Origin of the sequence: Aeromonas sp. ASNIH2 (assembly GCF_002934795.1) — a bacterium.
GTDB lineage: Bacteria > Pseudomonadota > Gammaproteobacteria > Enterobacterales > Aeromonadaceae > Aeromonas > Aeromonas caviae.
On record NZ_CP026406.1, the window covers coordinates 2,667,805 to 2,691,917 of the forward strand.

Genomic DNA, 24,113 nt, shown 5'->3' on the forward strand with positions numbered 1-24,113 from the left:
AACGTGCAAGCACACGGCCATTTTGAGATGCAGCGACAAGGGCAACTGCTGATCTGTCGGCCGAGCGGCCCTTTCAACCTGGCAGGCGCCATGGCCTATGAGGGCAAGTTCAGCCAGCAGATAAGCCGTTTGCAGGGAGCCCCCTGGGGCATCGTCGAGGTCGCGACCGAGTTCGAGGCCGCCGGCCCCGAGGTGTTGGCCCGTTTTCGTCGCCAGTTCAACTGGTGCGCCACCCATGGCTGTGCCTTTCTGGCAGTGGTCATGATCGGGGATTTCAAACGTTATCTGGCGGATCACGTCTTCAGCGAGCTTCCCTTTCAGGAGGTGCGCTATTTCGAGGAGGAAGCGCAGGCCATCCACTGGCTGACACAGCGCCTCGAGGGGCTGCAAGGCAAGGAGAACTACGTCAGCACGGGTTGAACTTCCCGTTCATTCCAGCCTGATGAACCACTTGTCCCGCTCGTCGAGGCAGTCGGGCTCCCCCATCTCGAATTCACGGCAGATAAGCGGCCGCACCTCGTAGATGCGACACATCATGGTGTTGCGGTCGAGGGCGGCGCACCAGCCATCTTCCAGTCTGTGCATCACGGGCACTTCTCCTTCCCGTTCCTCGATATAGCGGTCCGGCACGCCGGTGTCGGTGAAGAGCATCACCTCGAGGCGGCAGCAGCAGGCTTCGCAGTTCTGGCAGCTCACATCGCTCTGGATTGCTTGGGTCATGTCACCTGTCTTGCCGCATGGCGGCGAATGATATGAAACAGGCGCCTGTCAGGCGCCTGTGGTCTGGCTGGGGCGTGTGAAATACCTTAGCCCAGTTTGCGGGCACGGTAGCTGCGCCCCTTGATCTTGCCTTCCTGCAACCTCTTGAGGGCGGCGCTCGCCACCTGGCGCTTCACCGCCACGTAGGAGTACTGCTCGGAAATCTGGATTTTGCCCACATCGGCCCCGGCAATGCCGCCTTCGCCGGTCAGGGCGCCGAGGATGTCACCGGCACGCACCTTGCTCTTGCGGCCCGCATCGATGGAGAGGGTCACCATCTGCGGCGCGATCGGCTTGATGTCGCGGCCGATCCCGGCCAGGTCGCCCTGGGGAATGGGGGCCTGCTGGTACTCCTCGATGAAGTTGACGCGCTGGGCCTCGTTCGGCTGGTAGAGGCTCAGGGCCAGGCCCTGCTGGCCGGCGCGGCCGGTACGGCCGATGCGGTGCACATGCACCTCGGGGTCGTAGGTGAGCTCGTAGTTGATGACGGCGCCCAGCTCCTTGATGTCGAGGCCGCGGGCCGCCACGTCGGTGGCGACCAGTATGGTGGCGCTGCCGTTGGCGAAGCGCACCAGCACCTGATCCCGCTCACGCTGTTCCAGGTCACCGTTCAGCGCCAGCGCCGAGAAGCCCTTGGCGGCCAGGTGATCGGCCACGTCGTTGCAGGCGCGCTTGGTGTTGCAGAACACCACGCAGGAGCCCGGTTGGTAGTGGCTGAGCAGCCAGGTGAGGGCATCGAGGCGCTGGCCGGCCGGCACTTCATACAACTTCTGTTCGATGGCGCTCTCTTCGTGCAGGGACTCCACGCTCACCTCCACCGGGTTGCGTTGCACGCCGCGGCTCATCTGGGCGATCCCTTCCGGATAGGTGGCGGAGAACAGCAGGGTCTGGCGATCCCGCGGGGCATGGCTGATGACGCGGTTGATGTCTTCGCCAAAGCCCATGTCCAGCATGCGATCCGCTTCGTCCAGCACCAGCGTCTTGAGGTCGTCGAGCTCAAGGGTGCCCTGCTCCAGGTGTTTGAGGATCCGGCCCGGGGTGCCGACGGCGATGTGGGCGCCAAAGCCCAGGGTGGCGGATTGCGGTGCGGTCGGGGTGCCGCCGCACAGGGTCACCAGCTTGACGTTGGGCAGGGTGCGGGCAAGACGGCGGATCTCGGTGGCCACCTGATCCGCCAGCTCGCGGGTCGGACAGAGCACCAGCGCCTGCACGGCCAGCCGGTTGACGTCCAGCTTGGCCAGCAGACCCAGGCCGAAGGCCGCGGTCTTGCCGCTGCCGGTTTTCGCCTTGGCGATCAAATCTTTGCCGTCGAGCACCAGGGGCAGGCTCTGGGCCTGGATCGGGGTCATCTGCAGATAGCCCAGGCTGGCGAGGTTGTCCTGCAGGGCGGAGGAGAGGTTCAGGCTGCTAAATTCGCTGTTGTTCACAAAAGGACTCTATGTCGGAAAACCAGAAATGGGGGTGCGCGATGCGCAAGGGGGCGCATCATACCAGAATGTGCCGCCGGATGCGGTGAATATTTGAACGGTTGGTGTCATGGGTTGCCGATGGAGGCTTCTGTCTGCGTTGGCGGGCTTGCGGTATGTAAAAAGAGCACAATGGAACAGGGTGGTCATGGCCAGATCATGATGAATGGCGAGAAAACGTTTTTAATTAAACATGTCCTGGTGAAGATGAGTCATCGGAGGATGCCATATGGGGTATGGCCGTTATGAAATATATATACGAATGAGGAGTAAAATTAACGAAAGAGCATAACTTATTGTTTTTGATTTATTTTTAAACTTTCTCGGTGACGATTGATAATCGTGTGTCTTGGCAATTAATTTAAAAACGTTTGTATTATTTCGCATGCATATTTTTACCGCGGATTGTGATGATTCTCTGATTTTTAAATATGCAGTTCTTTATGATGGCGCCGGTCAAAAATAACAATTCAATGGGTGCTACTGGTATGGAATACGTTCATTTCGTGCTCGGACTCGTGATGGTCCTGGCATTGGCGTTGCTGGCAAACCGCCGCAACTGGAAACAGATCAAGCTGCGTTACATCGGCCAGCTGCTGGTGGTCGAGCTGGCGCTCGCCTGGTTCATGCTCAACTCCGAAGTGGGTCTGGCGGTGGTGGGTGGCTTTGCCGCCGGCTTCACCAAGCTGATGGAGTTTGCCAAGCAGGGGACCGACTTCGTGTTCGGCGGTCTGGTCAACGAAGGGGCCTTCTCCTTCTTCCTGATGGTGCTGATGCCCATCGTCTTCATCTCCGTGTTGATCGGCATTTTGCAGTACATCCGTCTGCTGCCCATCGTCATTCGTGGTATCGGCACCGTGCTGGCCAGGATCAACGGCATGGGCAAGCTGGAGTCCTTCAACGCCATCAGCTCCATGATCGTCGGTCAGTCCGAGAACTTCATCGCCCTCAAGAACATACTGCCGCACCTGAACGAGAAGCAGATGTACACCCTGGCGGCGACGGCCATGTCCACCGTCTCCATGTCCATCGTCGGTGCCTACATGCAGCTGATCGAGCCGCGCTACGTGGTGGCCGCGCTGGTACTCAACATGTTCAGCACCTTCGTGGTGCTCTCCCTCATCAACCCCTACGAGCCCGACAACACCGTGACCGATGCCAAGGCGCTGGCCGAGGGTGACGAGCACCACACGCCGAAGAAGGAGAACTTCTTCGAGATGCTGGGGGAGTACATCATGGCCGGTTTCACCGTGGCGGTGATCGTCGGTGCCATGCTGGTGGGCTTCATCGCCCTGATCGCCCTCATCAACTACCTGTTCGAGGCGGCGTTCGGCGTCAACTTCCAGCACGTCATGGGCTACATCTTCTATCCCGTTGCCTGGATCCTGGGCATCCCGGGCAGTGAAGCGCTGCAGGCCGGCTCCATCATGGCGACCAAGCTGGTGACCAACGAGTTCGTGGCTATGATGGATCTGGGCAAGATTGCCGCCGAGCTCTCCCCGCGCACCGTCGGCATCCTCTCCATCTTCATGGTGTCGTTCGCCAACTTCAGCTCCATCGGCATCATTGCCGGTGCGGTGAAGGCGCTCAACGAAGAGAAGGGCAACATGGTTTCCCGCTTCGGTTTGAAGCTGGTCTATGGATCCACCCTGGTGAGCCTGCTCTCCGCCGTTATCGCCGGTGTGATGATCTAGGTCTTCCCCCCGCGCTGATCATGACGACCCCCTGCCTTGGCAGGGGGTCTTTTTTTGGGCAGATGAGCGGGTGAACAGAGGAGGGGACTGGTCGGCAGCCCGGCCATCAAGCGCGGGGGTCTTCCACCTTGATGTTGGCGGGGACCCGCTTTTTGCCCAGCACCATGGCGCGGACCAAATCGCTGCGGGTGAGGCGATCGGTCAGGAGTACCACGGCCGCATGGATGCTAACGGCGGCCATCAGGGTGTTGGCGATGATGCCGTGCAGCTCCTCCAGCCACTCCTCGCCCCAGAAGGCATCCCAGGTGGTGAGCCAGCCGGTGACGACGGTCCCGACCAGGGACAGCAGCAGCAACCAGATCATCAGGGAGCCGACCGGATTGTGGCCGAGGTAGTAGGGGTGGCGCCCCTGGGCGAGCTGGCGCAGGTAGTAGCGGACCCGGGCAGGGGTTGGCCACCACTGGCCGAAGCGGGCGTAATGGGGGCCGACCAGTCCCCACAGCAGGCGGATGATGAGCAGGATGCCCACCGCGTAGCCAGCATATCTGTGGGGTTTGCTGCCCTCTTCCAGCACGAAGAAGTTGAGCAGGCAGAGGGTGACGGTCGCCCAGTGAAATACCCGGATGAGGGGATCCCAGACTTTCACTTCAGAGGCAGGTGTCATGGCAAGGCTCCATGGTGGGGGCCGGGGGAAGACCGGCCCGGGGCGGCGTTACTCGTCGATCTCTTCTTTCACCTTTTTCAGGTCAGTCGGGTCGAAGTAGATCTCAACCTTGCGCTTCTCCTTGTCCCAGCCGTAGATCTCGTAGCAGCCGGTCTTGGTGGCCTTGAACTTCTTGATGTCGTAGCCCATCGCCTTGATCTGCTGCTGGGCGTCGGCTTCGCTCATCCACTTGCTCTTGTCGGCCTGGGTGCATTGGGGGTCGGCCAGGGCTGCGCCGCTCAACAGGGGGATCAGTAACAACAGGGGGGTCAGTTTCATTGCTTGCTCCTTGCGGGTGGTTGGGTCAACAGTCGCAAGGCTAATCAAGGAGCATTAAGGAAGAATTAAGGGAAAAGGGAAATGAATGGCTCTCCCCGGCAGGGGGCCGGGGAGAGGGTGATCAGCTCAGCTTGCCCCTGACCAGCCACTTGTCCAGCGCATTGGCGAAGCGCTGCTTGTCGGCGGCGTTGAAGGGCGCAGGGCCACCGGTCTGGACGCCGGCAGAGCGCAGCTCCTCCATGAAGTTGCGCATCCCGAGCCGTGCCTGGATGGTCTCCCGGGTGTAGATCTCGCCCCGGGGATTGAGCGCCTCGCCCCCGGCGTCGATGACCCAGGAGGCGAGGGGAATGTCGCCGGTGATCACCAGGTCGCCGGGCTTGACCTGCTGGGCGATGACATGATCTGCCACATCGAAGCCCTTCTCCACCTGCTGGGTCTTGATGAAGGGGGAGGGGGGGACTCTGAGCCCCTGGTTGGCCACTAGCGTGGTCACCACCTGGGCGCGGTGAGCGGCGCGGTAGAGGATCTCCTTGACCGGGATGGGGCAGGCATCGGCATCAACCCAGATGGGCATGGCATGGCTTCCTGTGTCTGGAACGGGTGGCGCATCTTAGCATGGCTGGCGCGGGGCGGCTGCCCCGGGGCTGAGTCGTCCCCGCCTTTGGTGTAAGCTGGGGCCTGCACATGAAACGAGAAGGAGACGAGATGGATCGGGTGCCCGGTGACGTGATTTATGGCCTGACCCTGGACGGCAAGGGGGGCATGACCCCGCTGGCCGAAGGTAGCGAGATCCCCTGTGCCCAGCCCGGCTGGCTGCATCTGGACTACGGCAACCCGGAGTCGGCGCGCTGGCTGCTGCAGACGCCGCTGCTGGGGGAGGCGGCCCGGGAGGCCCTGCTCGGCCAGAGCAATCGTCCCAAGCTGGTGCGGATGGGAGAGACGGTGCTGCTGATCCTGCGCGGCATCAACCACAACAAGGATCACAGGCCTGAAGAAATGGTGGCCCTGCGGATCTTCATCACGCCGGATCTCATCATCAGTAGCCGACGTCGTCCGCTGCTCTCCGAGAAAGATGTGTTCGAGCAGCTGTCGTTGGGGGGCGGTGCCGACACACCCGCCGACTGGCTGGTGGAGATATGCGACGCCCTGACCGACCGGGCCGGGGAGTTCGTCGAGGAGCTGCACGACCAGATCCTGGATCTGGAGGAGATGGTGCTGATGCGCGACCTGCCCGCCAACGGTCGGCTTGCGCGCATCCGCAAGCAGCTCATCATGATCCGTCGCTACCTCTCCCCTCAGCGGGATCTGGTGGCGCGCCTGGCCAACGAGAAGATCAGCTGGCTGGACGAAGATGACAGGCGACGCCTGCTCGACATCGCCGACCGCTTGCGGCGCTGGCTCGACGATCTGGATGCCGGGGTGGCGCGCACCGCCGTGCTGGCGGACGAGATCAACAACCTGATGGCGGAGGCGACCAACCGCCGTGCCTACCAGATGTCGGTGATGGCGCTGCTGTTCCTGCCCGCCAGCTTCCTGACCGGCCTGTTCGGCATCAACCTGGGGGGGATCCCCGGGGCCGAGAGTCCGACCGCCTTCTGGGTGTTCTGTGGCTTCCTGCTGGTGCTGGCGACCGGACTGGCGGTCTGGCTCAAGCACAGGCGCTGGTGGTAAGGAGTGAACATGACGACATGGGAATCTTTTGGCGTGACCCTGCTGCTGTTGCTGGGGCACACCCTGGTGCGCGGCCTCATTCACAAGAGCCTGATGGCCCTTGGCCAGAGCCGGCAGGTGAGCGAGAACCGGGTACTCTACGTGGAGCACGTATTCCACTTCCTGCTGGGCTGCGCCACCCTGCTGATCCTGGCCGGGGTCTGGGGGCTCGACTTCTCCCGGCTGGTGGTGCTCGCCTCCTCCTTCTTCGCGGTACTGGGGGTCGCCATGGTGGCCCAGTGGTCGATCCTCTCCAACATCACCGCCAGCATTACCATCTTCTTCGCCTTCCCCTACAAGATTGGCGATCGCATCCGCATCCTCGACAAGGATGACTCCGTCACCGGCATCATCACCGAGATCGGCCTCTTCTACGTGCGGGTGCGGGATGACAACGGCGATCTGGTCACCTATCCGGCGAACCTTATTCTGCAAAAGCCGGTGAGGAGGCTGGAGGGAAAGGAGGCTGAGTCCACGCAGCCGGAATGAGAAAAGGCTCCCTCGGGAGCCTTTTTCGATGGGGGCTCAGCGTTCGAAGAAGCGGTAGAGGTGCTCGACCTGGACGGGGCAGTCGACCACCAGGTGGATGTGGTCCCGTGCCTCCTCGGTGGACGAGAAGCTCATGGGGCACCCCAGGGTGTCCGTCATCACGTAGAGGTGGCCGTCCTGCCCCCTGAACTCCACGATCCAGCCGGGGGAGACGATGTCGTGCATGATCTCCGCCTCCTTGAACCTGTGCTGCTGGTGAAGCGCGCGCAATTCACTGACTGTCATGACATCCTCCTATGACTCATGGCGCCACCCTCAAGTCTAGTTCTCCTTCCCGTTGGCGCCCGTCATCGGATCAGGGCGCCGTCGCCCCCTCACGGGGCGGTTGCAGGGCGATCAGCAGCTCCCCAGGCAGCGGCGTGACAGGGCCGGTGACCACCCTGGGTCTGGCCTTGGCATCCAGCACGAACAGAGGAATGGCGCCGGGATTGGCCTCCTGATACTGGTCCCAGTCGAAGGTGTCGCTCAGGCGGGTCGCCTTGATCTGCCCGCCCCGGCTCAGCAGGCCGCTCAGCCTGGCGAAGTTGATGTCGGCGCCGAACAGGTTCTGGCGGGCACGGAAGGTGGCGCTCTCCCGGTTGGCCTTGCCGTGCTGTTCGCTGGAACGCAGGGAGTGGACCTTCTCCTCCCCGTAGAGGTGGGCGAAGTGCAGTACCCCGAGGGCGTTGTTGTGGCGGCTGGGAGAGAGCGCCAGCACGGTGCTGATGCTGGTGAGGGGCAGGTGCCGCTCGGCGTGCTCCGACTGGGGGTTGCCGAAGTAGCAGGGCAGGCCGCTCATGCGGGCCAGCTTGCAGTGCTCCCAGGCAGGATCGGAGAGCTGCACCGGGATCCCCTGATCCGCCAGCGCCTTGCCGATGGCCCGGGCCACCGAGTTGGCGCCGATGAGCAGCCAGACATTGGGGGCGCTCTGGCGCATGTCGAGCAATCTGGCCAATGGCGTGGCCGTCAGGCTCTGCAGCACCACGGTGAAGATGATGACCGCAAACACCAGGGGCACCAGCTTGTCGGCATCCTCGATGCCGGCCTCGTGCATGCTGATGGCGAAGGAGGCGCTGACCGCCGCCGCCACTATGCCCCGGGGGGCTATCCAGGCGAGCAGGGCGCGGGCGCGCCAGGGCAGGTCCGACCCCCGGGTCGAGACCAGGATGCAGAGCGGGCGGGCCACGAACTGCACCACGCACAGCAGGGCCAGCACCATGGGGCCGAGCTGCCAGAGCTGGGCCAGATCGAGGCGGGCCGCCAGCAGGATGAAGAGGGAGGAGATGAGAATGACGGCGAGATCCTCCTTGAAGGCCAGCACCTCCTCCAGATCCAGCCCCTCCTGGTTGGCGAGCCAGATGCCGAACACCGTCACCGCCAGCAGGCCGGATTCGTGACTGAGCCAGTCAGACAGGGTGAAGGTCACCAGCACCAGCGCCAGTACCCCGAACTTGTGCAGGCTGACCGGCAGCCAGTCCTTGCGGATGAGCAGGGTGGTGAGCCAGCCGGCACCGACCCCGATGAGCGACCCCACTCCCACCGTCTTGGCCAGGGCCAGCAGGGTATGACCGACCAGATCCCCCTGGCTGCCGAGGCGCACCGCCTCGAACACCAGTACCGCGAACAGGGCGCCGATGGGGTCGATGACGATCCCCTCCCAGCGCAGGATCTTGTCCACCTCCCGGACCGGGCGGATCACGTTGAGCATGGGGGCGATCACCGTGGGGCCGGTCACCACCAGCACGGCGCCGAGCACCATGGCGACCCGCCAGTCCAGCCCAAGCAGGAAGTAGCTGGCGGCGCCGATGACGGCAAAGCTGGTCACCATGCCGGTGGAGCAGAGGTTGCGTACCACCTTGCCGATCCCCTTGAGTTCGGTCAGGTGCAGGGTCAGCGCCCCTTCAAACAGGATGATGGCGACCGAGAGGGAGACCAGGGGAAACAGCAGATCCCCCAGCAACTGATCGGGATCGAGCAGACCGGTCACCGGGCCGAGCAAGAGGCCGCTCAGCAGCAGGAACAAAATGGCGGGAACGCGCACGGACCAGGCAAGCCATTGGGCGAGCAGGGAGATGAGGGCTATTCCGGCGAGGGAGAGAGCAATCATGCCAACCTCGTACAGGTGATGGGGTTGGACCTAGTGTAGCGGGGAAGGGGGGCAAGATGACACCCGCCAGGCGTGCAGGGGAGAGCCGCTCAGATCAGATGGGGCTCTCTTTGTGGAGTTCGGTGACGCAATCGGTCACCGCCAGCACCAGGGCGGAGCGCACCATCTGATCGAGCCGGTTGAGCTGCATCTGGTAGAGGGGCCAGTCCTCCTCGTTGGCCGGGGGATCCTGCGGCATCATGCTGCCCTGCTGGATGGCATTCAGGCGCTCGAGCAGATCGCGGACCGGCTTGTCGCTGAAGCGGTAATCCTTGGGGTCGCGAACCAGAAAGTCGCGGATCTTCAGGTACGCCTCGAGATCCTGATAGCGCTCGAGGGAGATGAGGCCGAGGGCGAAGATGAGCTTGAGGCGCACCTCCAGCTGGCCGAGGGGTCCGCTCTGGTTGAGCAGGGGTTCGATGGCGTATTTGACGGCATACTCCTCCTGACGAAAGGCTCGCCGCATCAGGGAGTCGACCGCCTCTTCCAGGATGGTCACGACCTCGAGAAAGAAGCCGCGGGGGCCATCCTGCTCGTTCAGTCGCTCCAGTACTTCATCTTCCTGGTGTGTGGTCATAAGTGCTTCGGGTCCGGCTGACAGGGGGAGAGCAGGCCCTCCCCCGGTTTGTATCGTATGGGGTCCGTCACGTGCGGTGTGACGCCACCCCATCAGGTCACTTCAAGTTGTTGTAACGGGCGACGATGGTGCGTACCACATCGCTGTGCTCATCCAGGCCGGTGACGCGGGCCAGGGTCCGTGCCGGACCAAGTTCCGCCAGCATGGCCTGCAGCTCCACCGCCTGGGGATCGTCCTCATTGCGGTAATGCAGTGCGGCGGCGATGCCCTCCTGCAGGTGATCGCTCGGCAGGCCGTATTCCAGGGTGCCGAGCAGCGGCTTCACCAGTCTGTCCCCCGCCGCCAGCTTGCGCAGCGGCTGGCGACCGACCCTGTCAATCTCGTCCACCAGATAGGGGTTGGCGAAGCGGGAGAGGATCTTCTCGATGTAGGCGGCGTGCAGGCGCGGGTCGAAGCCGTAGCGTTTCACCAGCACGGCCCCGCTCTCCTCCATGGCGCGGCGCACCTTGCTGCGGATCAGCGGATCCTCGATCGCCTCGCGCACGGTGCGATAGCCCCTGAGCTTGCCGAGGTAGGCGGTGACGATGTGGCCGGTGTTGAGGGTGAACAGCTTGCGCTCGACGAAGGCCATCAGGTTGTCGGTGGGCTCCATGCCCGCCACCTGGGGCAGCTCCCCCTTGAACTGGGTCCGATCGACGATCCACTCGCTGAAGCTCTCCACCGTCACCTCCAGGGGATCGTCGTTCGCCGCGGCGGGCGGAACGATGCGATCCACCGCCGAGTCGACGAAGCCGACGCACTGCTCGAGGGTGGCATGATACGCGACCGGCAGGTACTTGAGTACCTCCTCCTTGAGGTGGCTGGTGCCGCGCACCATGTTCTCGCAGGCGATGACGTTGAGGGGAGTCAGGTTGCCGGCATCGAAGCGGGCCTGCAGCCCCTTGGCCAGGGTGCTGGCAATCTTGTCCAGGATGTTGGGGCCGACCGCCGTGGTGACCAGATCGGCGGTGATGATACGGGCGATGACCTCGTGTCCGGCCGAGCTGACGGCGGCAACGTTGCGCACCACGTCCAGCTTCTGATCCGTGCCCACCACGTGCACCTTGTACTCCTGGCGGTGGTTGAGCTGGTCGATCAGGGTCTCGTTGACGTCGGCGAAGGTGACCTGATGGCTGGCGTCAGCCAGCAGTTTGCCGATGAAGCCCCGACCGATGTTGCCGGCACCAAAATGCAATGTTTTCATGATATTAACCTCTACAACCAAAGACGATGACGGATGATTACGCGGCCTGCTCGGCCCCCAGCAGATCCAGGAACTCCTGGGGATCCTGGGTGCTGGCCAGACGGTCGACGAGACCGGGCTCATCCAGTGCATTGGTCAGGCGGGTTATGACCTGTATGTGTTCATCGTTGCGGGCGGCAATGCCGATGACCAGGCGCGCTACCTCATCGGCGCCCTCGCCGAAGGCGACTCCGGCCGGGTACTGGCAGATGACGATGCCGGTACGCTTCACGTGCTCCTTGGCGGCGATGGTGCCGTGGGGCACGGCGATGGATTCGCCGAGGTAGGTGGAGACCAGCTGTTCGCGCTCCAGCATGGCGTCGACATAGTCCGGTGCCACATAGCCGCGCTCGGCCAGCAACCTGCCGGCGGCCAGGATGGCGGCCTCCTTGTTGTCGGCCTTGAGGCCCAGATGCACGTCCTGCAGGCTCAGGGTGAAGACCTCGCTGGCTTGCGGCTCGTAGCTGTCGTCGTTGGCCGCCACCAGCAGCTGCGGGTTGGCCACGTCGTCGTTGGCCGCGTTGGCCAGGGTGAGGTTCTGCACCAACTCCTGATAGAGGGCATTGTCGAGGAAGTTGGAGAGGGAGATGTGACGGGCGTGCGGCGCGTGGCGACGGGCACGGTCGGTCAGATCCTTGTGGGTGATGACCAGATCCACCTGATCGTCCAGGTTGTTGATGGCACGGTTGGTGACGCTGATGTCGAGGCCGGCGGCCTGCACCCGCTTGCGCAGCATGCCGGCACCCATGGCGCTGGAACCCATGCCCGCATCGCAGGCAACGACGATGTTGCGCACCGCAGTGAGCTCGGCACCCGGCTTCTTGGCCGCGGTGGTCTCGGGCTTGGCACCCTTCATGGCCTTCATCTTGCGGGTGGCTTCACCCAGGGCATCGGCCTCGTCGGCTTCCGGCTGCTGGGCACGGACGAACACGGCGGCGACCAGGAAGGAGACGGTGGCGGCGGCGATGATGGAGAGCAGCACCCCGATGAGGGAGGCTTTCGGCGTCATCAGCAGCACGGCGAAGATGGAGCCCGGCGAGGCGGGGGAGACCAGACCGGCGTTGAACAGGGTCAGGGTGAAGACCCCGGTCATGCCGCCGGCGATCACCGCCAGGATGAGGCGCGGGTTCATCAGCACGTAGGGGAAGTAGATCTCGTGGATGCCGCCGAAGAAGTGGATGATGGAGGCACCGGCAGCGGACTGCTTGGCGGCGCCGCGACCGAACACCATGTAGGCCAGCAGCACGCCGAGGCCCGGGCCCGGGTTGGCTTCAATCAGGAAGAAGATGGAGCGGCCCTGTTCGGTGGCCTGCTGGATGCCCAGCGGCGAGAAGATACCGTGGTTGATGGCGTTGTTCAGGAACAGGATCTTGGCCGGTTCGACGAAGATGGAGGTGAGGGGCAGCATGTGGTTGTCCACCAGGAAGCCGACACCGCTCGCCAGCACGCCAGAGAGCACCTTGACGAAGGGACCGATCACGAAGAAGGCGAGGATGGCCAGCAACATACCGATGATGCCGGCGGAGAAGTTGTTGACCAGCATCTCGAAGCCGCTCTTGACGCGACCCTCCATCGCCTTGTCGAAGCGCTTGATGGCCCAGCCACCGAGCGGGCCGACCATCATGGCGCCCATGAACATGGGGATGTCGGTCCCCACGATGACGCCCATGGTGGTGATGGCTCCGACCACGGCACCCCGGTCACCCCCGATCAGCTTGCCGCCGGTGTAGCCGATGAGCAGGGGCAGCAGGTAGGTGATCATGGGGCCGACCAGCTTGGCCAGCGTCTCGTTCGGCAGCCAGCCGGTGGGGATGAAGAGGGCGGTGATGAAGCCCCAGGCGATGAAGGCGCCTATGTTGGGCATGACCATATTGGACAGGAAGCGTCCAAAATTCTGTATCTTGACTTTGGTATCCGGTGATAACATGTCGGGACCCCGTTTTAAGCCTGTGTGATTAAGGGTGGTAGTGGGGATGGTCGGTTTTGCAGAACCCCATCCCTGTCGTCTAAGCAACTTCAATCTACCAGCTTGTAATCAAATTAGGCTGAAAACGGGGGGTATTGTGACCCACATCTCAAATACCCTGGCCTACCCCCTCCATGCACAGTGATGCCGATCACAATCACTCGCCGTATTTCGGTTACATTTCGATCTCCTCGCCTTTTCTCTCCGATTTTTTGTGATGAGAATCTCTTTTTGTTGTTTGCGCAAACCATGTGTCAATGTGATTCTCGTCACATAATGGTGATTTGTACTCGATTGAGGCATGGCTTGTGTCATCCAATTGACAAGCTGCAACGATTAATCAGGCTCCATTACCCATTATTTATCGATGAATCAGTGATTCTGTAACCCACTTTCAGTTTTCGCCGCCGGGGGGGATCGCCTCCGGCATGACTCCTCCTGTTTCCTTCCTCTGTGCTTCCCGACGCTTCCCGTGGCTGCCATTCCCTTCCTGGCGGCATGGCAAAATGCGGGCGTTCGGCTGCGCCTTCCATCCCGGTGTGGTCCGCCTCTGCGGCGCGCCCATGAAAAAGCCCGCGGGAAGCGGGCTTTTTCGGGACAAGGCTGGCTGCGGGTTTATTCCGCCTTGGGGGCCTCGGCGGTCGGCGCCGCCTCTGCTTCGCTGGCCGATACCACCGGCGCCGGGCCCGGCACCAGATCCACCGCCGGCTTGGCGATGAGGGAGCGGGTCTCTTCCACCGCTTCGGTCAGCTTCACCTCGATGATCTGGCCGAGCTCGTAGACCACCTCGGTCTTGTCCAGATAGACGCGACCGTTGTCCCAGTTGCACTCCAGCCGATCCTTGTTGTCCAGGATATGGCGGGCGGGCATGAAGACCACGGCGCCGTTCTCCTGCAGGCGCAGCTTGAGGCCAGCGCGCATCACGTCGATGATCTCGGCGTTGAACACCTTGTCGGTGCCCGCATCGGCCTTGAGGTAGCGCACATAGAGCCAGTCGCCGATGTCGCGCTCCACCATGCGGTGCAGGCGGCGGCAGGCGGTCAAGTGCTCGGTCAGCTCCAGGCTGGGGCGCTCACCCGGGGTCTTGCCGGCGATGACCGCCTTGAGCAGGCGATGGTTGACCATGTCGCCGTATTTGCGGATGGGGGAGGTCCAGGTGGCGTAGGCATCCAGACCCAGGCCGTAGTGGGCACCCGGTTCGGCGGACATCAGGGCATAGCTCTGGAAGCGGCGGATCTTGCCGTCCAGCCAGCGGGTGTCCAGGTTGTCTATCCAGCGTCGCAGGGCGCAGAAGCCGGAGAGGCTGGCGATCTCTTCCTTCTCGAACGGGGCCTCGGCGGTCTTGAGCAGCTCGATGGCGCCGTCCAGGGACTCCTCGTCAAAGCCGGTGTGGACGTTGAAGATGCCGTAGCCGACCTCTTTGCCCAGCACGCGGCCGGCGCAGATGTTGGCGGCGATCATCGACTCTTCCACCATGCGGTTGGCGATGCGGCGCGGCTCCACGTGGATGGCCAGCACTTCGCCGTCTTCACCCAGCTCGAAGTCGTAGTCGGGTCTGTCCGGGAACACCAGGGCGTGCTCGGTGCGCCACTTGATGCGGGCCTCCGTCATCGCCTTCATCAGGGGCAGCTGGGCCAGGACGCCGGCGTCGATATCCAGCGCTTTGCCGTGCTCGGCCCAGTCGGAGACGTCGTCATAGCTGAGACGGGCATGGGAATTGATGCGGGCGGCGAAGAACTCGGTCTCCTCCAGCAGCAGGCCGTCCTCGGCGATGAGCAGACGGGCGCACAGGGTGTTGCGCTCCTCGCCCTCTTTCAGGGAGCAGAGCTCGTCGGAGAGGGTGCGCGGGATCATGGGTACGTTGCGCCCCGGCATGTAGACGGTGAAGGCGCGCTGGGCGGCCTCCTTGTCCAGCTCGCTCCCCTCGGCCACATAGGCGGTCGGGTCGGCGATGGCCACCAGCAGCTCCCAGCCGTTCTCCAGCTTGGTGATGGCCAGGGCATCGTCCATGTCCTTGGTCTTGGCACCGTCGATGGTGAAGAAGGGAACCTGGGTCAGATCCCGGCGGGGCAGCTCTTCCTCTTCGATCACCTTCCACTCCGGCAGGTCCGCCGGTTCAATCTGGGCCAGGTTGTGGCGCGCCAGCACCACCCACCAGGGCACGTTGTGATCTTCCTGGGTGGCGATGAGCTGGGTGATCTCGGCGGAGAAGTTGCCGTCCACCAGGGCATGGCGCTTGAGGGTGGCGACCACCCAGTCCCCTTCCTTGAAGGATTTCTCGTCCAGACCCTTCTTGGCGCGGGCCTTGATGGCGTCCTTGATGAGGGGGTGGTCGGGCACCACGTTGAGGCGGTCGCGGAACATCTTGACGCGGCCGACGAAGCGGGTGACGGCCTGCTCCAGCAGGGCATCCGGCTCGGCCACCTCTTTCTCTTTTTCAGTGCGGATCAGGGCGCTCACCCGGTCACCGTGCATCACCTTCTTCATGTAGGGAGGCGGCACGAAATAGCTGGTCTTCTCATCGACCTCCAGGAAGCCGAAGCCCCGATCGGAGGCGCGGATCACACCCTCTTTCTTGGGGATGTTTTCGCGGATTTGTTGCTTGAGCTGGGCCAGCAGCGGATTGTCTTGGAACATAAATGGGGAACCTGAGTGGAGACCTGATGGTTAATCGCCCAGCACTATACGTTTTTACCCCCCCAAAGCCAAGGTGAATGGCCCCCTCAACGGGGTTGCAGTGCCCGTCGCCCCTGCTGGATCAGGCGCTGGGATATCTGCTTGTGCAGCCCCCGCTCCAGCACCCAGCGGTGCCAGTAGAGCTGCTCGACCAGGTGGTGATCCGGGTTGAGATCGAGCAGGCGCCCCTCTTCCAGTTGCTGGCGGATCTGCAATTCCGGGATGAGGCAGCAGGCCAGCCCCTGCTCCGCCATGGCGACGAAGGCCTCGGAGGATCGCACCGTGTGGCAGGGGTAGCCACCGGGGGGGAGGGCGAAATGACGGGCCATGTAGCTGATGTGCATGTCGTCGCGCTGATCGAAGGCCACCGCCGGCGCCTTGGCCAGGGCCGCCGCCGTGAGGCCGTTCGGGAAGTGGCGGGCGACGAAGGCGGGGCTGGCGGTGAGCAGATAGCGCATCTCGCCGAGTTCGTCGACGCAGCAGCCCGCCAGCGGCTGGGGTTGCAGGCTGACGGCGCCGAACGCCTGCCCCTCGCGCACCCGGTCCAGGGTGCGGCTCTCGTCATCCACCAGCAGGTTCAGCTCGATGGGGTATTGCTCCAGCAGTGGTGCCAGGGCGGGCAGGAACCAGGTGGCCAGGCTGTCGGCATTGACGGCGATGCTGACCCGGATGGGGGCCCTGGGCTCGTCGGGGGAGAGCTCGCCGGCCAGCTCCAGCTCCAGCTGGCGCACCTGGCGATAGTGGGCCAGCAGCTTCTGGCCGAGCCCCGTGGCCTGCAGCGGCTGGCTGCGGATGATGAGCGGCTCCGCAAACTGCTGCTCCAGCTGCTTGATGCGCTGGGAGATGGCGGACTGGGTAATGTGCAGGCGCTGGGCGGCACGCTCGAAGTTTTGCTCCCGGATCACCGCGTCCAGGGCCAGCAGCAGCTTGTAGTCCAGCGTCTTCATCAGCATTCCTTATGAAAAAAGGGAGTTCAGCAAGAATGCTACTCAAGGGAGCGCCAGAGGACAACCTGACCGCCCCCATGGAGGGGGCCGGTGCCCGGGGCCGCCCCTGTGAGATGTGACAGTAGTCCTGACATGAGATTCATAAGATACTCACCCGGTCCGTTTTTGCATGGGGTGGAAACGGACCATAGCGAGCGTCTTGAATCCCGGGCCGGTCCCGGGACTTTTTTTGCTCAGATGACGGCGAGCAGAGCATCCCCCGCCGGCCGGTAATGGCCCTGCAGGGGGCGATGGACGGCGCGGTCGAAACGCTCGTCCAGGTGGAAGCGGATGCCGACCCCGCGCACGGCCCCCAGATCCACCGCCTGGCGATGGCCGAGGCGCTCGATGGGCAGGCCGAGGCGGCGGAAGATGCGCTCCACCGGCAGGCTGACCACGGCCACCAGCTCGCGGATCCCCTGCTCCCTGGCGAAGGCCAGCACCTCGCGGAAGATGACGCAGGTGAGTTCGCTGATGCCGTTCTCCAGGCGAGGGGCCCGGTCGGCGTCGATGGCGAGGCGGGTCAGCTCCCACACGTCGTTGCCGCGCGGCGGGGCTTCGCCAGCGAGGGCGGTGGGGAAGATGCTGGGCAGCATGTAATCCTGGGCGCAGCTGAGCAGGCGGATGCAGCCGCACAGCCCCTGCTTGTCTTCAATCAGCACCCAGTGGGTGTCGGGCTTGTCGAAGTTGTCCCGCTCCAGGCCACGGCGGGATTCCACGTCCCAACCGAGTCGATCGGAGAAGACGCGGTTGCGAAATCGGTAGAGCTCGTTTTCGACCTCCCATCTGGGGTGTTCTTTCAATTTTCCTTTGAAAACAAGCATTCATGTCTCTCCATTTCATGGTTAGGCGCTATAATCCAAGGCCTTGGCCAGGGGAGGCTTGCCCATGACACGCGACCAACTGCTTGAGTACCTGGAACATTTCACGCTGGTGACCGATGGCAACCGGTTGTCCGAGCTCATCGGCCGCTTCACCCTGGGAATGGGTTACGACTACTACCGCTTCGCCCTCATCCTGCCCATGTCGATGCAAAGGCCCAAGGTGGTGCTGTTCAACCAGTGCCCCGACTCCTGGGTACAGGCCTACACCCTGAACAACATGCTGGCCTGCGATCCCATCATCCAGCTCGCCCGCAGGCAGACCCTGCCCATCTACTGGAACCGGCTGGACGAGAAGGCGCGCTTCCTGCAAGAGGGGAGCATGGATGTGATGGGGCTGGCGGCGGAATTCGGGTTGCGCAACGGCATCTCGTTCCCGCTGCACGGGGCGGCGGGGGAGAACGGCATACTCTCTTTCATCACCCGGGAGCGGGCGTCGAGCGATCTGATGCTGGAGTCCTCGCCCATCCTCTCCTGGATGTCCAACTACATCTTCGAGGCGGCGATCCGGATCGTGCGCCAGAGCATGAGGGAGGACGATCCCCAGGAGCCCCTGACGGAGCGGGAGACCGAGTGCCTGTTCTGGGCCAGCGAAGGGAAGACATCGGGGGAGATCGCCTGCATCCTCGGCATCACGGAGCGCACCGTGAACTACCACCTCAATCAGGTCACCCGCAAGACGGGGTCGATGAACCGCTACCAGGCCATCGCCAAGGGGGTGAGCAGCGGCATCCTGCTGCCGAACCTGGAGCAGGTGGTGGTCACCAACTTCCCCTCCCTGCTGCAGTGAATACAGGCCCGGCGGCACCGGCTCGTCGCCTGGCATCCCCTCTGTCGCCATCACCGCTGTCCTGCGCCGTCCCATCCTGCCGCCGATTCTCGGGGCGGGGCTGTGACCCCACAATTGTCAGATCCTGCAATTGACAACCTTCTTTGTGTGGTTTCGGCCCGGTTTTCATCAGTTTTATGAATGCATCAGAAAATGAATGAATTTCTCTGATTACTCATGCCCCCTTATAGTGCGTTTCTCACTTTCACAGGAACGCATCTCCATGTTCGCCACCACCCTGCAAGGCTTTACCCTGGGCCTTGCCATGATCATCCGCATCGGGGCCCAGAATGCCTTCGTGCTGAGCCGGGGCATTCACCGCAATCACCACCTGCTGACGGCGACCCTCTGCTGCCTGTGCGACCTCGTGCTGATCGGCATCGGGGTGTTCGGCGGGGCCAACCTGCTGGCAGCCAGCCCGATCGGCCTGGCCCTGCTGACCTGGGGCGGCGTGCTCTTCCTCGGCTGGTTCGGTATCCGTTCCCTGCGCAGTGCCTGGCGCGGCCAGGAGGCGGCCCTGGCGGACTCGCCCCGGTTGATGGGGGTGAAGAGCGTGCTGGCCATGACCCTCGGAGTCACTCTGCTCAATCCCCACGTCTACCTGGATACCCTGATGTTGCTTGGCTCCTTCGGCAGCCAGTTTGCCGAGGAGCTCAGACCCGCCTTCGCGGCGGGGGCCATGCTGGCTTCTCTGGTCTGGTTCTACGGACTGGCGTTCGGGGCGGCGGCACTCTCTCCCTGGCTTGCCCGGGGCCGGGTGCAGCAAGCCATTGATCTTGTTGTAGGTCTCATCATGCTGGTGCTGGCGGCCAAGCTGGCATTGGGTGCCATACCGGCCTCATGAGGCTATTTTTGTGCCGGGCTTCATAAAAATGAGTCCCGGTGCCATCTGCTGACATATTCGTCTGTTAAATTCCCGGCGCTGGTAAAGCGTTACTCATAATAAAAGGGAAAAAACAGTGAATAACACCATGAAGCTGGGGGCTATTGCCGCCATCGTGCTGCTGTCTGCCTGCAGCAACGAGAATGACAGCAAGGCGCAGCCGGGGACCGTCTCCCTGCGCCTGATCCAGACCTCCGACATCCACTCCAACGTGCTGGGGTACGACTACTACCAGAACAAGGAGGATCGCAAGTTCGGCCTCTCCCGCACCGCCCTGCTGATCCGCGCCGCCCGCGCCGAGAACCCCAACAACCTGCTGCTCGACAATGGTGACCTCATTCAGGGCACGCCGCTGGCGGACTACATCTTCGAACAGTCCGGTGCCGGCTACCTCGAGAAGCAGGCGCACCCGGTGTTCAAGGCGATGAACGAGCTGGGCTACGACGCGGGCAACCTGGGCAACCACGAGTTCAACTACGGCCTGGACTACCTCGGCAAGGTGCTGGCGGGAGCCGACTTCCCCTATGTGAATGCCAACGTGTTCGAGGCGGGGGCCTTCAAGCGCGATGCCAAGGGACAGATTGACTGGAGCGGCAACAAGTTCACCCCCTATCTGCTGCTGGAGCGCGAGGTGACCGATGACAAGGGCCAGCGCCAGCGCGTCAAGGTGGGCATCCTGGGTCTGACCCCGCCCCAGGTGCTGCAGTGGGACAAGCGTCATCTGGAGGGCAAGGTGGTGGTGGCCGACATGGTCGAGACCGCCAATCACTATGTGCCCGAGCTGCGCGCCAAGGGCGCCGACATCGTGGTGGTGGTGGCTCACACCGGCATCAATGCCAGCAGCTACGAGGCCATGATGGAGAACTCCGCCTGGCATCTGGCCAAGGTGAAGGGGGTGGACGCCCTGATGCTGGGCCACGCCCACAAGAACTTCCCGGGTGACTTCCCGGATCTGCCGGAGGTGGACAACCAGGCCGGTACCCTGAGCGGCATTCCCACCGTGATGCCCGGCTACTGGGGCAACCACCTCGGCATCATCGACCTCAAGCTGGAGCAGGTGGACGGCAAGTGGCAGGTGAAGCAGAGCCAGGCCAGCCTGCGCAAGATAGACGCCAGCGAGGGCAGTGCGGTGGATCAGCGGGTGGTGGACCTGGTGCAGGCGGATCACGACGCCACCAACCAGTGGCTGGACGAGCCGCTCGGCAAGATCACCTCCCCCATCCACAGCTTCTTCGCCCTGGTGCAGGACGACCCCTCGGTGCAGCTGGTGAGCGATGCCCAGCGCCGCCACGCGGAGCAGTTGCAACAAGACGGCCTGCTCAAGGAGTCCTACCCGATCCTCTCGGTGGCGGCCCCCTTCCGTGGCGGTCGCAACGGCATCAACGACTTCACCTACGTGGCCCAGGGTGACATCTCCCTGCGCAACGTCTCCGACCTTTACATCTATCCGAACACCCTGCAGGTGGTCGAGGTGAACGGGGCCACCGTCAAGGAGTGGCTGGAGATGAGCGCTGGCCAGTTCAACCAGATCGACACCGGCAAGACAGAGGTGCAGTGGTTGGTGAACGAGAGCTTCCCCACCTACAACTTCGATGTGATTGACGGGGTCAACTACGAGGTGGACATCACCCAGCCGGCCCGCTACAGCAAGGACGGGGTCAAGGTGAGCGACGGCCAGCGCATCAGCGGCCTCACCTTCAACGGCCAGCCCGTGGACCCGGCCCAGAAGTTCTACGTGGTGACCAACAACTACCGCGCCAGCGGCGGCGGCCACTTCCCGGGCATCGACGGCAGCAACATCGTCCATGAAGATCCCTTCGAGACGCGGGAGATCATCGCCCAGTACCTGAAGGCCCAGTCTGCGGACAACCCGGCCGGCTTCAGCCCGGCGGCCAACAACAACTGGCACATGAAGGCCCTGCCCGCCAACGTGGACGTGCGCCTCTACTCCTCGCCGACCGACGAGGCCAAGGCCCTGGCGGGGGCGGATCTGTCGTACCAGTCCACCCTGCCGATGGATGACGCCAAGCACCCCGGCTACGCCATCTACCGCCTGATCCGCCAGTAAGGCAGACGCTGGCAGCCAACAAAAAAGCCCTCGCAGTGCGAGGGCTTTTTCGTGGGGGAGGGCTTAGTAGAAACCCGCATCCTCCGGATTGGGGCGGGTCTTGAAGCGGCGGTGCAGCCACATGTACTGCTCGGGGGCCTTGCGCACGGCGGCTTCAATCTCTCGGTTGGCGCGGGCGGCATCGACCAGGTCGTCGCCGCTCGGGTAGTCTTCCAGCGGCGCCCCGATATGCAGGGTGTAGCCCTCCTGGGTGCGGATGTTGTAGCAGGGCAGGGTGACGGTGTTCTTCACCCGGGCCAGGGTGGCGGTGCCGGTGATGGTGGCGGCCTGATCCACCGCGAAGTAGGGCACGAAGACGCTGGCGTGGCTGCCGTAGTCGTGATCCGGGGCGTACCAGAGGGCATCGCCGTTGCGCAGCGCCTTGATCATCCCCTTCACGTCCATGCGATCCACCAGGTATTTGTTAGAGGCGCAGCGACCGTGGTACTGGGCGTACTCCAGCACCGGATTGGTGTTGGGGCGATAGACGCCGACCCCGGGTCGCACCAGGCCGAAGCAGCGGGCATTGAGCTCCAGCGTCAGGAAGTGGCAGGAGAGCAGCAGCATCCCCTGGCCCTTCTCCATGGCGTTGATGACGTGCTCTTCCCCTTCCACCTTCATCAGGCGGCGCATCCGCCAGTCTGGCCAGAACCAGGCCATGCCCACCTCGAAGATGGCGCAGCCCACGCTCTCGAAGTTCTGCACCAGGAGGGCTTCGCGCTCATCCCGGCTGAGCTCGGGCATCGCCAGCTCCAGGTTGCGGCGGGCAATCTTGACGCGGGATTTCAGCAGCTTGCGGGCCAGGGTGCCGAGCTGGCGGCCCAGCCACATCTGATTGCGCCAGGGCAGCAACACCAGCAGCCAGAGCAGGGAGAGGCCCAGCCAGCTCCCCCAGTAACGGGGATGGAACAGACGGGGTTCGAGGCGGGGAGCGTGTTCTTGGGCCATGAAGAGTCTCTTGTTCGCAAAGGCAAAGGGGGGAGTCCGACCGAACCGGGGGGCCTGTGTGGGGTGGCCCGGCGCGGATGCGGTCACTCGCATGTGGAGGATTCTATCCGAAAAGCGGGGGCGGGCGCGAATCGCCGTCATCTGGTCAGAGGGGGCGTCAGGGGGCAGGGCCGTGCTTTTTTCACGCCCCGGAAAAGAGTGTGATAAAATCGGCCGCTGAATTTTTCAGGTTTTGAGAGCCGATACAGATGAAAATCACCCTGCCCGAGTTTGAAAAAGCCCGCATCCTGGTCGTTGGCGATGTCATGTTGGATCGCTACTGGCATGGCCCTACCGGCCGGATCTCCCCCGAGGCGCCGGTCCCCGTGGTCAAGGTCGAGCACATCGAGGAGCGTCCGGGTGGCGCCGCCAACGTGGCGCTCAACTCCGCCGCCCTCGGCGCCCAGGCCGTGCTGCTGGGCCTGACCGGTCAGGATGAAGCCGCCGATGCCCTCGCCAGCCAGATGGCCGGGGTCAAGGTGGCCTGTGATTTCGTGCGCCTGACCGACTATCCGACCATCACCAAGCTGCGAGTGCTGTCCCGCAACCAGCAGCTGCTGCGTCTCGACTTCGAAGAGGCCTTCCACGACGTGGATGCCAGCCTGCTGATGGGCAAGGTGGAGCAGGCGCTGCCCCAGGCGGACGTGATGATCCTCTCCGACTACGGCAAGGGCGCCCTCAACGACGTGCCCGGCATGATCCGGCGTGCCCGCGCCGCCGGCATTCCCGTGCTGGTCGACCCCAAGGGGACCGATTTCGAGAAGTACCGTGGTGCCACCCTGCTGACCCCCAACATGTCCGAGTTCGAGGCCGTGGTGGGCAAGGTGAAGGGGGAAGAAGATCTGGTCGCCAGGGGGCTGGAGCTGGTCAAGCGCTTCGAGCTGGACGCCCTGCTGGTCACCCGTTCCGAGAACGGCATGACCCTGATCCGCGAAGGGCAGCCCGAGCTGCACCTGCCGGCCCAGGCCCACGAGGTCTATGACGTCACCGGTGCCGGTGACACCGTCATCTCCACCCTGGCGACTTCCCTTGCCGCGGGCAAGAGTCTGGATGAGGCCTGCGCCCTGGCCAACACCGCCGCCGGCATCGTGGTCGGCAAGCTGGGGACCTCCACCGTGAGCCCGGTGGAGCTGGCCAACGCCCTCTACACCGAGCAGGAGACCGGCTTTGGCGTCATGTCCGAGGCCCAGCTCAAGGTGGCCGTCCAGGCCGCCCGTCTGCGCGGCGAGAAGGTGGTGATGACCAACGGCTGCTTCGACATTCTGCACGCGGGTCATGTCTCCTATCTGGCCAATGCGGGCAAGCTGGGGGATCGCCTGATCGTGGCGGTGAACACCGACGAGTCCGTGCGTCGCCTCAAGGGGCCGGGTCGCCCGGTCAACCCGACCGAGCGCCGTATGACTGTGCTGGCGGCCCTGGGTGCCGTGGACTGGGTGGTCCCCTTCAGCGAAGACACTCCCCAGCGTCTGATCGCCGAGATCCTGCCAGACCTCCTGGTCAAGGGGGGCGACTACAAGCCCGAAGAGATCGCCGGTTACGCCGAGGTGACCGCCAATGGCGGCGAGGTGCGAGTGCTGAACTTCGAGGACGGCTGCTCCACCACCGACATCATCAAGACCATCCGCGAACGCGGATAAGCGTAAAACCCGGCCAA

At 63.5% G+C, this 24,113-nt stretch carries 22 protein-coding genes; 8 read left to right on the plus strand and 14 right to left on the minus strand.

All coding sequences use genetic code 11. From position 1 onward, the window contains the following. Positions 1 to 27 precede the first annotated feature (27 nt). Positions 28 to 420, plus strand: coding sequence for a hypothetical protein (locus C3F36_RS12590; protein ID WP_124244423.1), 393 nt, complete (start codon positions 28 to 30; stop codon positions 418 to 420). A gap of 9 nt (positions 421 to 429) precedes the next feature. On the opposite strand, the gene C3F36_RS12595 is transcribed toward C3F36_RS12590, so the two are convergent. Beyond that, positions 430 to 720 carry a YkgJ family cysteine cluster protein gene (locus C3F36_RS12595; RefSeq protein WP_039039772.1) on the minus strand — a complete coding sequence of 97 codons (291 nt, stop codon included), beginning with the start codon at positions 718 to 720 and terminating at the stop codon, positions 430 to 432. Between the two features lie 86 nt (positions 721 to 806). Further along, positions 807 to 2,186, minus strand: a complete 1,380-nt coding sequence (gene dbpA / locus C3F36_RS12600) for an ATP-dependent RNA helicase DbpA (RefSeq protein ID WP_039039771.1) — start codon at positions 2,184 to 2,186, stop codon at positions 807 to 809. 527 nt (positions 2,187 to 2,713) lie between these two features. Between dbpA and C3F36_RS12605 the strand changes: the two genes are divergently transcribed. After that, a complete protein-coding gene (locus C3F36_RS12605; protein ID WP_041214374.1) occupies positions 2,714 to 3,919 on the plus strand; it encodes a NupC/NupG family nucleoside CNT transporter in 1,206 nt (401 codons plus the stop codon). A 106-nt stretch (positions 3,920 to 4,025) separates the two neighbouring features. Here the strand turns inward: C3F36_RS12605 and C3F36_RS12610 are convergent, their stop codons facing one another. From C3F36_RS12610 to C3F36_RS12620, 3 genes are all read right to left on the minus strand, one after another. Next, entirely contained in the window at positions 4,026 to 4,583 is a 558-nt protein-coding gene (locus tag C3F36_RS12610; RefSeq protein WP_041212284.1) for a cytochrome b/b6 domain-containing protein, read from the minus strand. Between the two features lie 48 nt (positions 4,584 to 4,631). Further along, a complete protein-coding gene (locus tag C3F36_RS12615) occupies positions 4,632 to 4,901 on the minus strand; it encodes a PepSY domain-containing protein (protein ID WP_010672753.1) in 270 nt (89 codons plus the stop codon). 121 nt (positions 4,902 to 5,022) lie between these two features. Continuing rightward, positions 5,023 to 5,475, minus strand: a complete 453-nt coding sequence (locus tag C3F36_RS12620) for a YaiI/YqxD family protein (RefSeq protein WP_039039769.1) — start codon at positions 5,473 to 5,475, stop codon at positions 5,023 to 5,025. Between the two features lie 131 nt (positions 5,476 to 5,606). Here C3F36_RS12620 and zntB point away from each other — a divergent pair, with 131 nt between their 5' ends. Further along, a complete protein-coding gene (zntB, locus tag C3F36_RS12625; RefSeq protein WP_174213885.1) occupies positions 5,607 to 6,572 on the plus strand; it encodes a zinc transporter ZntB in 966 nt (321 codons plus the stop codon). A 9-nt stretch (positions 6,573 to 6,581) separates the two neighbouring features. Further along, positions 6,582 to 7,100, plus strand: coding sequence for a mechanosensitive ion channel domain-containing protein (locus C3F36_RS12630; protein ID WP_039039767.1), 519 nt, complete (start codon positions 6,582 to 6,584; stop codon positions 7,098 to 7,100). A 36-nt stretch (positions 7,101 to 7,136) separates the two neighbouring features. Here the strand turns inward: C3F36_RS12630 and C3F36_RS12635 are convergent, their stop codons facing one another. The 8 genes from C3F36_RS12635 to C3F36_RS12670 all read right to left on the minus strand — a co-directional run bounded on the left by C3F36_RS12635 (position 7,137) and on the right by C3F36_RS12670 (position 17,596). Continuing rightward, positions 7,137 to 7,385, minus strand: coding sequence for a hypothetical protein (locus tag C3F36_RS12635; protein ID WP_104455177.1), 249 nt, complete (start codon positions 7,383 to 7,385; stop codon positions 7,137 to 7,139). Positions 7,386 to 7,455: 70 nt separating this feature from the next. Then, complete coding sequence (locus tag C3F36_RS12640) at positions 7,456 to 9,246, minus strand: cation:proton antiporter (protein ID WP_042015426.1); 1,791 nt, start codon at positions 9,244 to 9,246, stop codon at positions 7,456 to 7,458. Positions 9,247 to 9,340: 94 nt separating this feature from the next. After that, positions 9,341 to 9,862, minus strand: a complete 522-nt coding sequence (locus tag C3F36_RS12645; RefSeq protein WP_010672759.1) for an MltR family transcriptional regulator — start codon at positions 9,860 to 9,862, stop codon at positions 9,341 to 9,343. A 97-nt stretch (positions 9,863 to 9,959) separates the two neighbouring features. Beyond that, positions 9,960 to 11,105: a mannitol-1-phosphate 5-dehydrogenase gene (locus C3F36_RS12650; RefSeq protein WP_052815685.1), complete on the minus strand. Its 1,146-nt coding sequence runs from the start codon at positions 11,103 to 11,105 to the stop codon at positions 9,960 to 9,962. A 37-nt stretch (positions 11,106 to 11,142) separates the two neighbouring features. Then, positions 11,143 to 13,071, minus strand: a complete 1,929-nt coding sequence (locus tag C3F36_RS12655) for a PTS mannitol transporter subunit IICBA (RefSeq protein ID WP_104455179.1) — start codon at positions 13,069 to 13,071, stop codon at positions 11,143 to 11,145. Between the two features lie 654 nt (positions 13,072 to 13,725). Next, positions 13,726 to 15,747, minus strand: a complete 2,022-nt coding sequence (locus C3F36_RS12660) for an exoribonuclease II (protein WP_104455180.1) — start codon at positions 15,745 to 15,747, stop codon at positions 13,726 to 13,728. 86 nt (positions 15,748 to 15,833) lie between these two features. Then, the gene (locus C3F36_RS12665; RefSeq protein WP_010672764.1) at positions 15,834 to 16,733 is read right to left on the minus strand and encodes a LysR family transcriptional regulator ArgP; all 900 of its coding nucleotides are present in this window, start codon (positions 16,731 to 16,733) and stop codon (positions 15,834 to 15,836) included. Between the two features lie 233 nt (positions 16,734 to 16,966). After that, positions 16,967 to 17,596 (minus strand): acyl-homoserine-lactone synthase, encoded by a 630-nt coding sequence (locus tag C3F36_RS12670; protein ID WP_029313613.1) that lies wholly within the window; start codon positions 17,594 to 17,596, stop codon positions 16,967 to 16,969. A gap of 64 nt (positions 17,597 to 17,660) precedes the next feature. On the opposite strand from C3F36_RS12670, the gene C3F36_RS12675 reads away from it, so the two are divergent. The 3 genes from C3F36_RS12675 to C3F36_RS12685 all read left to right on the plus strand — a co-directional run bounded on the left by C3F36_RS12675 (position 17,661) and on the right by C3F36_RS12685 (position 21,433). Beyond that, complete coding sequence (locus C3F36_RS12675; protein ID WP_010672766.1) at positions 17,661 to 18,443, plus strand: LuxR family transcriptional regulator; 783 nt, start codon at positions 17,661 to 17,663, stop codon at positions 18,441 to 18,443. 262 nt (positions 18,444 to 18,705) lie between these two features. Continuing rightward, positions 18,706 to 19,326, plus strand: coding sequence for an L-lysine exporter (lysE, locus tag C3F36_RS12680; protein WP_104455181.1), 621 nt, complete (start codon positions 18,706 to 18,708; stop codon positions 19,324 to 19,326). A gap of 127 nt (positions 19,327 to 19,453) precedes the next feature. After that, positions 19,454 to 21,433 (plus strand): bifunctional 2',3'-cyclic-nucleotide 2'-phosphodiesterase/3'-nucleotidase, encoded by a 1,980-nt coding sequence (locus tag C3F36_RS12685; RefSeq protein WP_041214379.1) that lies wholly within the window; start codon positions 19,454 to 19,456, stop codon positions 21,431 to 21,433. Positions 21,434 to 21,496: 63 nt separating this feature from the next. Here the strand turns inward: C3F36_RS12685 and lpxL are convergent, their stop codons facing one another. Further along, positions 21,497 to 22,420, minus strand: coding sequence for an LpxL/LpxP family Kdo(2)-lipid IV(A) lauroyl/palmitoleoyl acyltransferase (lpxL, locus tag C3F36_RS12690; RefSeq protein ID WP_104455182.1), 924 nt, complete (start codon positions 22,418 to 22,420; stop codon positions 21,497 to 21,499). Between the two features lie 248 nt (positions 22,421 to 22,668). Between lpxL and hldE the strand changes: the two genes are divergently transcribed. Next, a complete protein-coding gene (gene hldE, locus C3F36_RS12695; protein ID WP_039039759.1) occupies positions 22,669 to 24,096 on the plus strand; it encodes a bifunctional D-glycero-beta-D-manno-heptose-7-phosphate kinase/D-glycero-beta-D-manno-heptose 1-phosphate adenylyltransferase HldE in 1,428 nt (475 codons plus the stop codon). The last annotated feature ends 17 nt before the right edge of the window (positions 24,097 to 24,113 follow it).

Excerpts from the sequence above, each read along its gene's own strand:
- C3F36_RS12650 (WP_052815685.1), bottom strand. The coding sequence starts at position 11,105 with ATGAAAACATTGCATTTTGGTGCCGGCAACATCGGTCGGGGCTTCATC.
- lpxL (WP_104455182.1), bottom strand. The coding sequence starts at position 22,420 with ATGGCCCAAGAACACGCTCCCCGCCTCGAACCCCGTCTGTTCCATCCC.
- C3F36_RS12640 (WP_042015426.1), bottom strand. The coding sequence starts at position 9,246 with ATGATTGCTCTCTCCCTCGCCGGAATAGCCCTCATCTCCCTGCTCGCC.
- C3F36_RS12665 (WP_010672764.1), bottom strand. The coding sequence starts at position 16,733 with ATGAAGACGCTGGACTACAAGCTGCTGCTGGCCCTGGACGCGGTGATC.
- C3F36_RS12670 (WP_029313613.1), bottom strand. The coding sequence starts at position 17,596 with ATGCTTGTTTTCAAAGGAAAATTGAAAGAACACCCCAGATGGGAGGTC.
- C3F36_RS12645 (WP_010672759.1), bottom strand. The coding sequence starts at position 9,862 with ATGACCACACACCAGGAAGATGAAGTACTGGAGCGACTGAACGAGCAG.
- C3F36_RS12655 (WP_104455179.1), bottom strand. The coding sequence starts at position 13,071 with ATGTTATCACCGGATACCAAAGTCAAGATACAGAATTTTGGACGCTTC.
- C3F36_RS12685 (WP_041214379.1), top strand. The coding sequence starts at position 19,454 with ATGAAGCTGGGGGCTATTGCCGCCATCGTGCTGCTGTCTGCCTGCAGC.
- C3F36_RS12620 (WP_039039769.1), bottom strand. The coding sequence starts at position 5,475 with ATGCCCATCTGGGTTGATGCCGATGCCTGCCCCATCCCGGTCAAGGAG.
- C3F36_RS12675 (WP_010672766.1), top strand. The coding sequence starts at position 17,661 with ATGACACGCGACCAACTGCTTGAGTACCTGGAACATTTCACGCTGGTG.
- C3F36_RS12660 (WP_104455180.1), bottom strand. The coding sequence starts at position 15,747 with ATGTTCCAAGACAATCCGCTGCTGGCCCAGCTCAAGCAACAAATCCGC.
- C3F36_RS12615 (WP_010672753.1), bottom strand. The coding sequence starts at position 4,901 with ATGAAACTGACCCCCCTGTTGTTACTGATCCCCCTGTTGAGCGGCGCA.
- C3F36_RS12605 (WP_041214374.1), top strand. The coding sequence starts at position 2,714 with ATGGAATACGTTCATTTCGTGCTCGGACTCGTGATGGTCCTGGCATTG.
- C3F36_RS12610 (WP_041212284.1), bottom strand. The coding sequence starts at position 4,583 with ATGACACCTGCCTCTGAAGTGAAAGTCTGGGATCCCCTCATCCGGGTA.
- zntB (WP_174213885.1), top strand. The coding sequence starts at position 5,607 with ATGGATCGGGTGCCCGGTGACGTGATTTATGGCCTGACCCTGGACGGC.
- C3F36_RS12595 (WP_039039772.1), bottom strand. The coding sequence starts at position 720 with ATGACCCAAGCAATCCAGAGCGATGTGAGCTGCCAGAACTGCGAAGCC.
- C3F36_RS12630 (WP_039039767.1), top strand. The coding sequence starts at position 6,582 with ATGACGACATGGGAATCTTTTGGCGTGACCCTGCTGCTGTTGCTGGGG.
- lysE (WP_104455181.1), top strand. The coding sequence starts at position 18,706 with ATGTTCGCCACCACCCTGCAAGGCTTTACCCTGGGCCTTGCCATGATC.
- C3F36_RS12590 (WP_124244423.1), top strand. The coding sequence starts at position 28 with ATGCAGCGACAAGGGCAACTGCTGATCTGTCGGCCGAGCGGCCCTTTC.
- hldE (WP_039039759.1), top strand. The coding sequence starts at position 22,669 with ATGAAAATCACCCTGCCCGAGTTTGAAAAAGCCCGCATCCTGGTCGTT.
- C3F36_RS12635 (WP_104455177.1), bottom strand. The coding sequence starts at position 7,385 with ATGACAGTCAGTGAATTGCGCGCGCTTCACCAGCAGCACAGGTTCAAG.